The 14,591-nt window shown below is 38.6% G+C and carries 14 protein-coding genes; 10 read left to right on the top strand and 4 right to left on the bottom strand.

Annotation, left to right across the window (positions count from 1 at the left end; genetic code table 11):
• Positions 1-84 precede the first annotated feature (84 nt).
• A complete protein-coding gene (locus I4641_RS23970) occupies positions 85-207 on the top strand; it encodes a hypothetical protein (RefSeq protein WP_263858310.1) in 123 nt (40 codons plus the stop codon).
• Positions 208-245: 38 nt separating this feature from the next.
• Here I4641_RS23970 and I4641_RS21380 read toward each other — a convergent pair whose 3' ends face one another.
• The 3 genes from I4641_RS21380 to I4641_RS21370 form a co-directional block, all read right to left on the bottom strand.
• Complete coding sequence (locus I4641_RS21380; RefSeq protein ID WP_229642620.1) at positions 246-2,627, bottom strand: helix-turn-helix domain-containing protein; 2,382 nt, start codon at positions 2,625-2,627, stop codon at positions 246-248.
• A 156-nt stretch (positions 2,628-2,783) separates the two neighbouring features.
• Positions 2,784-2,996, bottom strand: a complete 213-nt coding sequence (gene isiD / locus I4641_RS21375; protein WP_229642619.1) for a protein IsiD — start codon at positions 2,994-2,996, stop codon at positions 2,784-2,786.
• Positions 2,997-3,044: 48 nt separating this feature from the next.
• Complete coding sequence (locus tag I4641_RS21370; protein ID WP_229642618.1) at positions 3,045-3,953, bottom strand: alpha/beta fold hydrolase; 909 nt, start codon at positions 3,951-3,953, stop codon at positions 3,045-3,047.
• A gap of 139 nt (positions 3,954-4,092) precedes the next feature.
• On the opposite strand from I4641_RS21370, the gene speB reads away from it, so the two are divergent.
• The 8 genes from speB (at position 4,093) to I4641_RS21330 (ending at position 13,000) form a co-directional block, all read left to right on the top strand.
• A complete protein-coding gene (gene speB / locus I4641_RS21365; RefSeq protein WP_229642617.1) occupies positions 4,093-4,983 on the top strand; it encodes an agmatinase in 891 nt (296 codons plus the stop codon).
• 77 nt (positions 4,984-5,060) lie between these two features.
• Positions 5,061-5,597 carry a redoxin domain-containing protein gene (locus I4641_RS21360; protein WP_229642616.1) on the top strand — a complete coding sequence of 179 codons (537 nt, stop codon included), beginning with the start codon at positions 5,061-5,063 and terminating at the stop codon, positions 5,595-5,597.
• A gap of 146 nt (positions 5,598-5,743) precedes the next feature.
• Complete coding sequence (gene pyrH, locus I4641_RS21355; protein WP_229642615.1) at positions 5,744-6,466, top strand: UMP kinase; 723 nt, start codon at positions 5,744-5,746, stop codon at positions 6,464-6,466.
• Positions 6,453-7,001: a ribosome recycling factor gene (gene frr, locus I4641_RS21350; RefSeq protein ID WP_229642614.1), complete on the top strand. Its 549-nt coding sequence runs from the start codon at positions 6,453-6,455 to the stop codon at positions 6,999-7,001. Before pyrH ends, frr begins: the two co-directional genes overlap by 14 nt.
• A gap of 118 nt (positions 7,002-7,119) precedes the next feature.
• Positions 7,120-7,500, top strand: coding sequence for an ectoine synthase (locus I4641_RS21345; protein ID WP_229642613.1), 381 nt, complete (start codon positions 7,120-7,122; stop codon positions 7,498-7,500).
• Between the two features lie 201 nt (positions 7,501-7,701).
• Complete coding sequence (gene alaS, locus I4641_RS21340) at positions 7,702-10,356, top strand: alanine--tRNA ligase (protein WP_229642612.1); 2,655 nt, start codon at positions 7,702-7,704, stop codon at positions 10,354-10,356.
• Positions 10,357-10,530: 174 nt separating this feature from the next.
• Positions 10,531-10,758 (top strand): hypothetical protein, encoded by a 228-nt coding sequence (locus I4641_RS21335; protein ID WP_229642611.1) that lies wholly within the window; start codon positions 10,531-10,533, stop codon positions 10,756-10,758.
• A 205-nt stretch (positions 10,759-10,963) separates the two neighbouring features.
• Positions 10,964-13,000, top strand: a complete 2,037-nt coding sequence (locus I4641_RS21330) for an elongation factor G (RefSeq protein ID WP_229642610.1) — start codon at positions 10,964-10,966, stop codon at positions 12,998-13,000.
• An 87-nt stretch (positions 13,001-13,087) separates the two neighbouring features.
• On the opposite strand, the gene I4641_RS21325 is transcribed toward I4641_RS21330, so the two are convergent.
• Entirely contained in the window at positions 13,088-13,228 is a 141-nt protein-coding gene (locus tag I4641_RS21325) for a hypothetical protein (RefSeq protein WP_229642609.1), read from the bottom strand.
• Positions 13,229-13,419: 191 nt separating this feature from the next.
• Between I4641_RS21325 and I4641_RS21320 the strand changes: the two genes are divergently transcribed.
• The gene (locus tag I4641_RS21320) at positions 13,420-14,586 is read left to right on the top strand and encodes a PAS domain-containing protein (protein WP_229642608.1); all 1,167 of its coding nucleotides are present in this window, start codon (positions 13,420-13,422) and stop codon (positions 14,584-14,586) included.
• The last annotated feature ends 5 nt before the right edge of the window (positions 14,587-14,591 follow it).

Genomic DNA, 14,591 nt, shown 5'->3' with positions numbered 1-14,591 from the left:
AAAACGAAACTTTTGTCAAGTACATTTTATACAAAATAAGATGAGCTTACCCTGCATAAAGGAGAATTTCAATTAACAACCTGCTTGGAAAAATTAAGACAGCAAAATAAGGCGATCGCTTATCTAGTTCGAGGGCAATATTATGATACGGGAATGCCTTTATTTTATCGACAAACAATAATTGATTACTACAACAATCTTACCTAATAAGTAATGAGTCAATACTTCTTTAAGTTTTTATTTTTTTACTCCCACGCCTTTTTTCCCTCGTCCCTCAGTCTCCGTACTCTTTCAACCTGCTTGGGTGCGTCAATTTGTTGAAAAAGAGCGATCGCTTTTGCCATACAGTTTTTACTTTCAATTATGCGATCGCTTTTCTGCAAGGTTATACCCCACTGAAAATAAGCTTCTGCAAGGTCGCATTTTGCACCGATTTTGTCGAGTAATTCTGCTGCTTGTTGGTGATATAAATTTGCGAGATCGCAATTAGCGTTATAGCGTTCGATATTACCCAAACCAATTAATGATTTGGCTTCTATTTGAGTGTAATGACTTTCTTGAGAAAAAGCGATCGCTCTTTTCCAGATAACTCCTGCGGGTTCGATTTGTTGGTGGTTGAAAAATATTTGCCCCAATATCTGCATAAAATAAGCAAAACGCCCTGTGTTATAGGCTTTATCTTCTAGTTCTACAATTAAACGATACAGACGGGTAACAATAGTGTCGGGAGCATTGGCAGTGTTTAAATGGGAATTAATTAAAGCCAAACCTAATGCTGCTTTTTCCGACCAAGAATGATGTTTGGTATTATGTGCCAAATCAATTACCTGGTGCAATAAATCTGCTGCGGTGGCTAATTCCCAAAGATCGATATTGTATAGTCCCAAACTAAGCAAGGAGTCGACTTCTAACATTCTCCAATAATATAAGTCGTGTCTATTTTCTTGGCTGGGAGTAATTAATTGTCGGCAATTTTTACTAGTTGCAAGGGTTTTTTGCTGACAAGAAATTGCTCGATCTATCTCACCCGTAGTCCAGTATAAATCTCCTAAAATGTTGTTTAATTCGCTGCGATGGCGATCGTGTTCGATTTTTTCGATTACTCGATCAATAGCTGTTAATAAAGGCTGAATAATACCCAAACGATAGAGAGTTGTACCCAGAGTTAAAAACTGTCCCCATTGGTTTTCTCGACCGTGCAGAATTACTTTTGCTGCTGCGGAATAATCGGAAATAGCAGTGTAATGGTAGTAAGCTTCTAATGCCGTCAAAGCATCTTGAATACGATCGATTTTATCGACACTTTCTGTTAAAAAAATGGCTATTTGATGGTTTGCTTGTTGCCATTGTTCGGGAGACTTCTCTAATCTTAATTTAGCTTCTCCTCGAATTACTGGATGCAGCCAATATTCACCGCGATCGCATTCTAATAAAGAACGATTGCGTAAGGATTTAATTGTTCTTCTTTGCTTGCTTTTTTCTACATCCCACAACAAACAAAACAATCCTGACTGGGATACTTTGGGTATATCTTGATAGCGATAGCAACCCAAACGACATAATAAGATATACGCTTGAGGATCTAATTGTTGAAGACGATTAAATTGACTGGCAACTAAATTTTTTAGATCTGTTTCTACTAAAGGATCGTGACAATTTTCCTGCCAATACTCTTGTATATCTCCGTCATAATCTTCTCGAATAATTCCGCAGAGAATACCCATCGCCTTAGCATTACCGCCATAAGTTTGATGAATGGGAATGATAGCTGGATTATTAATATTAATTTGAGAGGCTTCAAAATATTCTTGCCATGCAGCCAAATCTAATCCCGATAGACGATAGTGTTCTAAATTAATTTCTGCTTCGCAAAGGCGATCGCGACTGGTAATAATGGTAGTAGACTTGACTTTAGTATCGGCTAAAATTCTTAGCAATTCGATATAGTTGCGATGTCCCCCAATCAATCTGCCATCTTTATCTAGGGCGGGTTCGAGATTATCAATTAAGATACCAATACGATGCTGTTCTAAATATCTTTTGAATCTAGCTAAAGTAACGCCAAATTCTTTTCCTGAATCTTCCTTTAAATCTCGTTCCAACCATTCCTCTAATACACTGGCGACAGAAATAATATTCTCCGTTTCTTTTGCCATCAATACTTCTAGAACTAGTTCAAAATCTTGGCTAGCCAAAAACTGTTGTGCGAGGGTAGTTTTACCAATACCCCCCTCTCCTTGGATAACAATTATTTTGTTATTTTGAGTTACTAAATCTTGTAGAATTGCGATCGCTTTTTGTCTGCCGAGAAAGTTGCGATCTTGGGTAATAATTAAATCTGTCGAATCCTCTGCTAAATTATTGAAAGACTCTAACTGTAGCTTGCTCAAACTACGAAAATTGCTTTTCGTTACTTTTTTGCCCCAAGCTTTTGATAACAATTTCCACAACAACGAACCAGTATCTTTAGCGTGTCCTTCGGTACAGCCATATTCGTCAGCAATTTCAAGATATTTTTGACCCCGCCAAACTTCCATAATGACAGTCTGTTGTAAGTCGGTTAGATGTTTCTGTGTTTGACGATAAACTTCCTTATTTACTAAAGCTACTACTGATTCAACATCCATAATCTGAGAATATTTATTTCATGATGCGGAATTTAAGTTGAAAAGTAAGAAAAGCAAGTTATCAAAAATTCCCAACACAACTCAAGTGAAAACAAATACAATTAAAGATTTAGATTTCACTTTGAGTTATTCAAAAAATATCTGCGATCGCTGAAATTAAGCTTCGTCGTAGGCTTCAATATCTAATAAATGAATGTAAGGTTGTGCCAATTCTTCTCGTTGAAAAGCTATCGCTCTTAGTAAATGCCAGTCTTCTAAAGCTTCAAAAGGAGTATTATACTCATCTTGCTCTAGACGAGTAGCAATAGTAGCCACATCTTCTGGTTTCATTTCAACAATATCTTGCTTGGTCAACTTTACAACAGCCATTCTCTATATCCCCATTAAGTAAAAAGCTTAGTTTCCCCAACTAGAATTTTAACCTAAATTGTTGTTAGTTAGTTGTTGTTCGATCCATTTAACTAAAACTGGGTTGACCACTTCGGGAGCTTCATCTTGGGGACAATGACCCAAACCTTCCAAGGGAATAAATTCATCAACCGTAGGTATTTGAGCCAATTCTTTACCCATCTCCACGGGTTCCCAAGGATCTTCCGTACCCCATAATAGAATTGTAGGGCAGGTAAGGCGGGGTAATAGCTCTTCAGGTAAAGGACCTTGAGAGTAGCGCGTAAAAGCCAAAAAAACATCCGCTGCGCCTCGATCTTGTGACGGCTTCATTAAGATATCAATCAGTTCGTCGGTGACGGCTTCAGGACGACGATAGGCTTGCAATAAAATGTTGCGGACTACTTTGGGCTTGGCAATGAGATTAAAAAAGAAATTGCCAATACTTTTGTTGCCCAATACTCGTTGCATTACCATTGAGCCATAATTACGATACCAAGGTAAAGTAACTCGCTTGCGATCGTGCAATAATCTGATCGAGCAATTAATTGCTGCGACTCCCAAAGCCAATTCAGGATTATCTACCGCAGTCTGCATCACTACAATACAACCAATGGAGTTACCAATCAAAAAAGCAGGACTACCTACCACTTCTCGACAAAAGTCTGCCAATTGTTGCCCCCAGGTGGCAAAAGTATATTCAATCTCTGTTCCTGGATGGGGTTTATCCGAACCACCAAAGCCAATCAAATCGATCGCATAACAACGATAAGACTCTCCCAACACGGGTAAATTCTTGCGCCAATGCCCCCAAGATGCCCCAAAACCATGAACCAATAGTATAGCTGCGCCAGTTTCTCCTGCTTGTTGGTAAGTAATGTTGTGTCCACGCCAATTCCAAGTTTTAGGAGTTTGATTAATTGCGATCGCCGATGTCATGTTATTAAGTTTAAAATTTAATTTTAAGTTTTGTGTCTTTATTATTTAATTTTAGTGGGAATTGAGTTTATTTATCTTGAGTATTTGGCTTATAGCCCTAAGCTATCTTATTACTTATATTACTTATTACTTATTACCAGTGTCTCCCAAACAATTTATCGGTTCAGAAGCTCAAACAACCTACCAGGAATCAAAAATAGTTATTCTCCCCATCCCGTTTGAAAAAACTACTACCTATCGTCAGGGATGCCAAAATGGTGCAGCAGCAATTATTGAAGCTTCAGATCAATTAGAAGCTTATGATATCGAGCTAGAAACAGAAATTTGCCAAGAAGCAGGAATTTATACCCTAAATGCGATCGCATCTACCATAGATAACCCCAGTCTTACTCCTGAAGAGATGATGTCAATTACTACCGCTAGAGTATTGGAATTAATTGGCGATGGTAAGTTTGTCATTGCTTTGGGAGGAGAACATAGTATTACCGCAGGAGTAGTTACAGCCTATCAGCAAATATTGAACGAACCATTTACCGTGATTCAAATTGATGCTCATGGAGATATGCGCCATAGCTACGAAGGCTCGATTTATAATCATGCTTGCGTCATGCGTCGAGTGTTAGATTTAGGCTTGCCTACTCTTCCTGTTGGTATCCGTGCTATTTGTCTGGAAGAAGCAAAATTAATTAAAGCCAAACAAATTCCCGTAATTTGGGCAAAAGACATTTATCAAAATAACAATTGGATCGAAAAAGCGATCGCGCAGATTACTACCGATCGAGTCTTTATTACTATAGATCTCGACGGTTTAGATCCTAGTTTTATGCCAGGGGTAGGCACTCCCGAACCTGGGGGATTAAATTGGTATGAGTTGAATCAATTTCTCCAAAAAATATTTCAAAAACATCAAGTAGTCGGCTGCGACATAATGGAACTAGCACCAACCTCAGATTCCGTAGTATCAGAATTTATTGCAGCCAAACTAGTTTATAAATTAGCTGGATACCATCACCAATTAAACCCAAATTAAACCCAATTAAAAATTAAAATTGATAAAATTGGATATTTACAGCTAGTAAAGAGCTTTTTTTATAGGAAAGAATATTTATGAATACCATTGGTAATTACGCTCCCGATTTTGAAATTCCTGGTATCGATAAGCAAGTTTATCACTTGGGTAGCTATCGTAAACAGTTCAAAGCGATCGCAGTTGTCTTTATGGGTAATTTTAGTTCCAACGTAGATAGCTATATTGAATATCTCAAACAAATTCAGACGGATTTTGGCGATCGAGGTTTTACCGTGATAGGAATAGATTCCAACCATTGTACCGAACCAATTGCAGAGAGTATGGAAGCGATGCAAAAATATGCAACAGAAAAAGAGCTCAATTTTCCTTACTTGCGCGATCCTACTCAAGATGTCGCCAAATCTTTCAAAGCCAAAGTTATCCCTACTGTTTATTTGTTAGACAGGGATGCAGTAATTCGCTATCAAGGCAGAATTGACGATCGCACGGAAACAATAAACCAAGCAAATCATGATTATCTAAGAGATAGTATCGCTGCGGTACTTGAAGATCGACAAGTATCCCAAAATTATATCGAACCAGTGGGCGATGAGATTAAATGGAGATCTAAATAAAACTTCCTTAAAATTAAAACCAAGATAATCTTTTGATTCGATAAATTATTAGTAGCTTCAAGCTGAAATTTAATGACAAAGTGCAGAAAGCTGCTATGTTATGGGGAGGTAAATAACAAGAAAGATCGAGGTTTACTTTTCTAGGAATGAGTTACCAGAGGGTTTTATTAAAACTAAGTGGCGAAGCATTGATGGGCAATTTAGGCTATGGTATCGATCCTGCCGTAGTCGCCGAGATTGCTCAAGAAGTAGCCGATGTAGTTAAAAGCGGAGTACAAGTAGCAATTGTCGTTGGTGGAGGTAATATTTTTCGCGGTATGAAAGCCTCTGCTGCGGGGATGGATCGAGCTACGGCTGATTATATTGGCATGATTGCTACGGTAATGAATGCCATGACTTTACAAGATGCTTTAGAAAGAATTGGTATAGCTAATCGTTTGCAAACGGCAATATCAATGCAAGAAGTTGCAGAACCTTATATTCGTCGTCGTGCTATTCGTCATTTAGAAAAAGGTCGAGTCGTTATATTTGGTGCTGGTTCGGGAAATCCTTTTTTCACTACCGACACCACTGCTGCTTTGAGGGCTGCGGAGATTGATGCGGAAATCATCTTCAAAGCTACTAAAGTAGATGGAATTTATGATGCCGATCCTAAAGGCAACCCCGATGCCCATCGCTATCAAAGTTTAACCTACAATCACGTCTTAACCCATGAATTGAAGGTTATGGACAGTACGGCGATCGCTTTGTGCAAGGAAAATGATATTCCTATATTAGTATTCGATCTTTCTGTTAGCGGTAATATTATGCGCGCTACTAAAGGTGAAACTGTAGGCACTATTGTAGGAGGAAACTGTGAAGTTATCTGAAGTAAAAGAACGTATGCAGAAGACCGTTGAAGCCACTCAAAGGTCTTTTAACACTATTCGTACGGGAAGGGCTAGCACTTCTTTGTTAGATCGGGTGATGGTAGATTATTATGGCGCAGAGACTCCTCTCAAGTCTTTGGCTAACATAAGTACCCCCGATGCAACCACGATTATGATTCAACCCTATGATAAGGGCAGTATGGGGCAAATTGAAAAAGCGATTTCGATGTCTGATATTGGTCTGACTCCCAACAACGATGGGGATCTCATCAGACTTAACATCCCTCCCTTAACTAAAGAACGTCGTAAAGAATTAGTTAAAACTGCTGGTAAATTAGCCGAAGAAGGGAAAGTAGGGATTCGTAATATCCGTCGCGATGCGATCGATGAAGTACGTAAAGAAGAGAAAAATAGTGATATTTCTGAAGATGAATCGAGAGGTTTGCAAGATGAAATTCAAAGCGTCACTGATAGTTTTAATAAAAAAGTTGACGACCTATTGGCTATAAAAGAAAAAGATATTATGACAGTTTAAAACTAGTTTTAGGTTTTAATCAATAATTAAAATCAAAAGTTAATCGGTTGCTAATGACCGATATTTTTTTTGCAGTTTATTCTCGTTACAAGATTTTGAAAACTGAAGGAGCAAGTCTATGATCATTCGCAATTTAGAGCAACTTGTTGGCACAGAGCGAGATGTTGCCTGGGGCAACGGTCAAAGTCGTCGATTTTTGACTGAAAGTGATGGGATGGGATATACCCTCACTGATACCATAATTGATGCAGGAAGTGAATCTCTTCTGCAATACAAAAATCATAAGGAAACCTGCTATTGCATCCAGGGAGTAGGAGAAATCGAGGATATGGATGGAACCATTCATCCGATTACGGTGGGGATAATGTATGCCCTGGATCAAAACGACAAACACTACTTACGTGCAACTACAAAGATGCGATTGGTCTGTGTGTTTTCTCCTCCCCTGAAAGGTAATGAATCCCATAAACTTACCAGTGATGGTGAGAGTAGCTATTAGTGCGATCATAAGGTTGTGTCGCAAAAAGTTGAGAAAGACAGAATAATCTGGAGATTATCTAATTTTTTAGACAGCAATTTTAAACGGAAACTCCAGGGAAATCTCCAGTTCCCTATAACTAAATACATGACTACATTAATTGAGAAAACCATAAAAAATGCAAAAATAAAGAAATACACAAAAACCATTAAATAAACTACTATGGCTAATTTCCCATCCCTTAGCGGTAGAGACATCCGCGAGAAGTTTCTTAAATTCTATGAAGAGAGACAGCATAAAATATTACCCAGCGCATCTCTCATTCCCGAAGATCCGACGGTGATGCTTACTATTGCGGGAATGCTTCCTTTTAAGCCTATATTTCTCGGACAGCGCCAAGCACCCCAACCCCGCGCTACTACATCGCAAAAGTGTATCCGTACTAATGATATCGAGAATGTAGGAAGAACAGCCCGACATCATACTTTCTTTGAAATGTTGGGTAACTTTAGTTTTGGGGATTATTTTAAGGAACAGGCTATAGAGTGGGCGTGGGAACTTTCAACCCAGGTATATAAGCTACCCGCAAATCGTATTGTACCCAGTGTATTCAATGAAGATGACGAAGCTTTTGCAATTTGGCGCGATCGCATAGGAATCCCCGAACATCGCATTCAGCGTATGGGAGAGAAAGATAACTTCTGGAAATCTGGTGTCACTGGTCCTTGTGGTCCTTGTTCGGAGTTATATTATGATTTCCATCCAGAATTGGGCGATGAGAATATTGATCTAGAAGATGACAGCAGATTTATCGAGTTTTATAACTTGGTATTTATGCAATATAATCGCGATGCAGATGGCAATCTTACACCATTAGAAAATAAGAATATTGATACGGGTTTAGGTTTGGAAAGGATGGCACAAATCCTCCAGCAAGTACCCAATAATTATGAAACTGATTTAATCTTTCCGATTATTAAAACGGCTGCTGAGATTGCAGGTATTGATTACAGCAAAGCTGATGAGAAAACTAAAACCTCCCTCAAAGTAATTGGAGATCATGTTCGATCTGTAGTTCATATGATTGCCGATGGCGTGACGGGAAAAAATACGGGGAGGGGTTATATCCTGCGTCGTTTGATTCGTCGAGTGGTACGAAAAGGAAGATCCCTTGGTATTGAAGCTAATTTTATTAATCAAGTAGCTGAAACTGCGATCGCTTTATCTGAAGCAGCGTATCCTAATGTAAGGGAAAGAGAAGACTTTATTACAAGTCAATTAGAAAGGGAAGAATCCCAATTCCTCAAGACTTTAGATCGGGGTGAGAAGTTATTAGCGGATATCATTGCTGATGCTACTAATTTAGGTTCAAAGCAAATTTCGGGTCAAGATGCCTTTGAACTTTATGCTACCTATGGTTTTCCTTTGGAGTTAACCCAAGAAATTGCCGAAGAACACAGTTTGACGGTAGATATTGAAGAGTTCAACCGCGAAATGCAACAGCATCAGGAATTAGGTAGTAAAGATTTAGAAGCAATTGATTTAACGGCGAAAAATGCTTTAGGCGAAATCGTTAAGAGTAGTGGTGATACTAGTTTCTTGGGCTACAGCGATTTGATTTCTCAATCTCAGGTGATGGGTATTGTCATAATCAATGAAGAAAATTCTCATAATGCTAAGAGTGCAACTGCGAGAGAACAAGTACAAATAGTACTAGACAAAACCCCTTTCTATGGCGAGTCTGGGGGACAAATTGGCGATAAAGGCTATCTGTCAGGAGATGATGTCTTGATTCGCATTGATGATGTCCAAAAGGAAGGTAATGTCTTCGTTCATCAGGGGAAAGTCGATCGCGGTACGATTAATGTGGGAGATACGGTTAACGCAACCATAGATCGCGCCTGTCGCCGTCGAGTGCAAGCTAATCATACCGCCACCCATTTATTACAGGCTGCATTAAAAAAAGTCGTGGATGATTCCGTATCTCAAGCAGGATCTTTAGTAAACTTCGATCGCCTGCGGTTTGATTTTAATTCCCCTCGCGCTTTAACTCCCCAAGACGTGCAGCAGGTAGAAGACTTGGTTAATACTTGGATCTCCGAAGCACACCAAGCCGATGTTAATGTGATGCCTATAGAAAAGGCGAAAACTAAAGGCGCAACAGCCATGTTCGGGGAAAAATACGGTGATGAAGTAAGAGTAATTGATTTTCCTGGGGTGTCGATGGAACTTTGTGGCGGTACTCATGTTAGCAATACAGCAGAAATTGGCGCATTCAAAATCATTTCTGAAATCGGTATTTCTTCAGGAGTAAGAAGAATAGAAGCAGTAGCGGGTGCAGCTATTTTAGATTACTTAAATATACGGGATAAAGTAGTTAAAGAATTGAGCGATAAGTTTAAAGTAAAGCCCGAAGAAATTAGCGATCGCGTTAACAATTTACAAGCCGAACTTAAAGCCACCCAAAAGGAATTAGAAGCAGCCAAACAAGAACTGGCTTTAGCAAAATCTGACGGTTTATTATCCCAAGCAGAAACAGTAGGAGACTACAAAGTATTAGTAGCAAACATGGGAGAAATGGATGCTAAATCTCTCCAGTCTGCTGCAGAAAGATTGCAACAAAAATTAGGAGAAGCAGCAGTAGTTGTAGCTTCAATTCCTAGGGAAGGTAAAGTAAGTCTTGTCGCTGCTTTTAGTCAGCAAGTAATTAAGGAGAAGAAATTACAAGCAGGTAAATTCATCGGTGGTATCGCTAAAATCTGTGGTGGTGGAGGCGGAGGAAGACCCAATCTAGCTCAAGCTGGTGCAAGGGATGCTAGTAAGTTAGATGAGGCTTTAGATACTGCAAAACAGCAATTAGTTGCAGGTTTGAGTTAATGATTAGATAGTGCTAAACAATTCCAAACAAAATACATATTGTGAATCAATAAAAGCGAACATTCAAGGGATCTTTGCGATCGCCTTGTGAACTTTTAATCAACTTCAGTAAATATGGCTTTAGATAGTAGGCAAATATAAAATTAGTCTTTAACATTGTAAGGATAATTATAAATGCCTATTTTGTTTATTATGAATAATAACTTATCCAATAGAAACTTAAAACAAGGTATCGGCTTCTTTGCAGCAGCGATCGATGCCACACTAATTTATAACTTCAGTAAATCTTTCTCTGAAGATATTAAACTATTTATTCTAAGGTTATTACTCACCATATTTATTACTGCTGGTGTCTGGCTAATTATTTGCTACGTCATAGATAGAGTAAGTGTTGAGTCTTAAACATAAAAAATGATTAGTAATTAATTAAGGATAATCAAGGATAATCTTTATATTTCGATCTAAACGACTCAATCCTATTACGAGAAATTACAATTATTTCCCTGTCGATCCCCGAAAGTAGTATTCTCTAAAGAATATTGTCTGTTATTCATTAAAAAAACTAGTGTCTTAACAAAAAAATAAAAAATTACTTCGGGGTAAAGTCATGAGTAAGAACGGCATCACGAACAGTCGTAATGTGGCAATTGTTGGTCCATACTCCAGTGGAAAAACCACATTGTTAGAAAGTATTTTATTTGTTACGAAAAAGATTACTCGTAAAGGCAATATTAAAGATGGTAGTACTATTGGTGACGGCTCAACTGAAGCTCGCGATCGCCATAGTAGCGTAGAATTATCTGTTGCGGGTAGCCAATATCAAGAAACTAATTTTACTTTTCTCGATTGTCCTGGTTCGGTAGAATTTACCCAAGAAACCTATAATGCTCTAGTGGGTGCGGGAGTTGTAGTAGTAGTTTGCGAACCTGCCATAGAAAAGGTTCTCACCCTAGCACCATTGTTTAAATTCCTCGATGATTGGTCGATTCCTCACCTCGTATTTATTAATAAAATTGACCGCAATTCTTACGGATATTTAGAAATTCTCCACGCCCTTCAAAAAGTATCCAGTCGTCCTTTAGTTCCCCAACAATATCCCATTCAAGAAGACGATACTTGCCTTGGTTATATCGATTTAGTCACGGAACAAGCCTATCACTATCATCCCGATAGTCCCGCGGATGCGATCGCTTTTCCCGAAGATTTGGCAGAAGTAGAACAAATCACCAGAACCGAAATGCTAGAAACTCTTGCCGATTTTGACGATCGCTTATTGGAAGAATTAATCGAAGAAATCGAACCCCCTCAAACAGAAATATTGCAAGACTTGAAACAAGATTTGAGCGCGGACTTAATTGTCCCAGTCTTCTTGGGTATGGCAGAACATGACTATGGAGTGCGTCCCCTACTAGATGCCTTAGTCAAAGAAGCGCCTTCTCCAAATATTACTGCCGAACGTCGCGGTTTACAAACTAAAGCAGACGGGGATACTATTGCTCAAGTCCTCAAAACCTACTTTAACGATAAAGGGGGACGCTTATCTTTAGTCAGGGTATGGCAAGGACAGATAACTGATGGCATGACCCTCAACGGAGAAAGAGTAGGGGGGATTTATCAATTACTGGGTCAACAGCAGATTTCAATTCAAACTGCTTCTGCGGGGGAAATTGTGGCACTGGGACGCTTAGAAAAAGCTAGAACTGGAGACACTTTAAGCAATGCAGAGGAAGTAGAATCTTTGCCCAAAGTAGATAATATACCACCTGTCTACGCTCTGGCGATCGTGCCAGAAAAACGCAAAGATGAAGTAAAACTAAGCGATGCACTAAATAAGCTGCTTGATGAAGATCCTTCTTTATATTGGGAACAACATGGAGACACTGGCGAAGTAATTTTATGGGGACAGGGAGAGGTACATTTACAGGTTGCTTTAGATCGCTTGCGCCATAAGTATCATTTACCCATGAGTACCCATTTACCCAAAGTAGCTTACAAAGAAACTATTCGTAGTGCTACTAATTCCCACGGACGCTATAAACATCAAAGTGGCGGACACGGTGCATTTGGCGATGTCTATCTCGATATTAAACCCCTATCTCGTGGGGAAGGCTTCCAGTTTCATCAAACTATTGTGGGGGGAGTCGTTCCCAAACAATATATTCCTGGAGTAGAAACAGGAGTGCGAGAATATTTGCAAAAAGGGCCTTTAGGCTTCCCTGTAGTGGATGTAGATGTTACCCTCACTAATGGTTCTCATCATTCGGTAGATAGCTCCGAACAAGCATTCAAACAAGCTGCTCGTATCGCCATGAATGAAGGGATGGCAGAATGCAAGCCAGTATTACTCGAACCCGTGTTAAATATTACTGTATCCGTCCCCAATGAATTTACTTCTAAGGCTTTGCAATTAATTACAGGGCGCAGAGGACAAATTTTAGGCTATGAAAATCTTCCTAATTGGAAAGCGTGGGATAATATTTCTGGTTATTTACCTCAAGCAGAGATGCACGACTTTATTATAGAGTTGCGATCGCTTACTCTGGGAGTTGGCTTTTTTGACTGGAAATACGACCACCTGCAAGAAGTACCAGATAAACTAGCAGACAATATTTTAACTTCTACAAGTGAGAATCAAGCCAAGTAAAAACCAGTAAAAAACCGAATAACAAAGGGAAAGTATAGTTTAATCCTAACTTTCTCTTTCTTTTTGTTCTTAAAACTCAAATTAACTTTAAGATCCTTTGGCAGGATGCTCTATTTTAATACCGCCAAAATTATTATTTTCTGGCATCTCTTGACAAGCAATTAGCAAAGCGACTAACATGGCAGCGGTAAGTAGTCTGTTTCCAACCGTAACAAGTTTAGTAGACACAATTCTGATATCCTCCAATACACCTCACTCCTCTATGGTGCATCGATTTTTTGGATATCGAATAAGTATTATTACAGGTTTTGAATTGGCACAAGGTGTGATCGATGTTAACTTTTGCTTGAGTGTTAGTGATTCTACTCTAATTAAGATATGTTCTTTATGATTAGATTAGAACTCTATCACTAGACTATATGTTGAGCAGATCCATTGATATCTTGGCAATAAGTAGATTTATTCCCCACGGACATTGCTATCTTTGGCAGACAAATTTAGTTTGGCTTCACGTAACGTCCGATCTCTTAATTGCAATAGCCTACTATTCCATTTCCGTAACCCTTTTATATTTCGTTTCTCAAAGAGTCGATCTGCCCTATCCAAGAGTATTTTTTTTGTTTGCAGCCTTTATTTTTTGTTGTGGAACTACTCATTTGATGGAGATATGGACTCTTCGGTATCCAAATTACTGGATATCGGGTACGATAAAAGCGATCGCTGCCTTAATTTCGCTTGATACCGCCATCGAAATCGTACCCTTTATTCCTAAAATGATTGCCTTGCCAAGCCCTACTCAACTAAAGCAAGTAAATCAACAATTAGAGAGAGAAATAACCAAACACAAACAGACAGAAATAGAACTAAAACAAAGTGAAAAACGTTATCGTGCGATCGTTGAAGATCAGACTGAATTTGTTGTTCGATTTGATTGTAATGGGACATTGATCTTTGTCAACGATGCTTATTGTCGTTACTTTAATCAAAAAGAAGCGGAAATAGTTGGCAAAAGTTATCAATCATTAGTACATCCAGAAGATCGCAACAAAAGAAGTGAATTGCTCAACTCTCTTAACCCCAAAAATCCTGTTGGTTATGTTGAATATCGAGTCGTTGTCGATGAAGAAATACGTTGGATGGGCTGGAGTTATCGAAAAATCTTTGACGAACAAAAAAACTTAGTTGATTTGCAGTCTGTGGGAAGAGATATTGGCGATCGCGTTGGTATGGAACGAGCTTTACAAAAAAGAGAATCAATTCTGCGTGGCTTTTATGAAAGTGCGCCGATGATGATGGGAATTGTCAAAATTGTGGATGATAAGATTATTCCTATTTCTTGTAATAAAACTGCTACAGAGTTTTTTGCTTCGGTGTTAAATACAGCCCCGAAAAAATCTGAAAAAATAACCAATACTTTCGCTGAAACTTTTGCAAATTGGAATAAATATTTTTACGATAGTCAATTCAAACAAGAACCCGTTTATTTTGAATACTGTGTTCGGGATTCTCAGGAAGAAGACATCTTTTTTTCAGTTACTAAGTACTTATGCAAAATTAATTGTATATTTTGTTCCAAAATTAATTAAAATAT

This window comes from Waterburya agarophytonicola KI4, assembly GCF_020640915.1.
Lineage (GTDB): Bacteria > Cyanobacteriota > Cyanobacteriia > Cyanobacteriales > Xenococcaceae > Waterburya > Waterburya agarophytonicola.
This window is presented reverse-complemented; position numbering and strand designations above follow the sequence as displayed.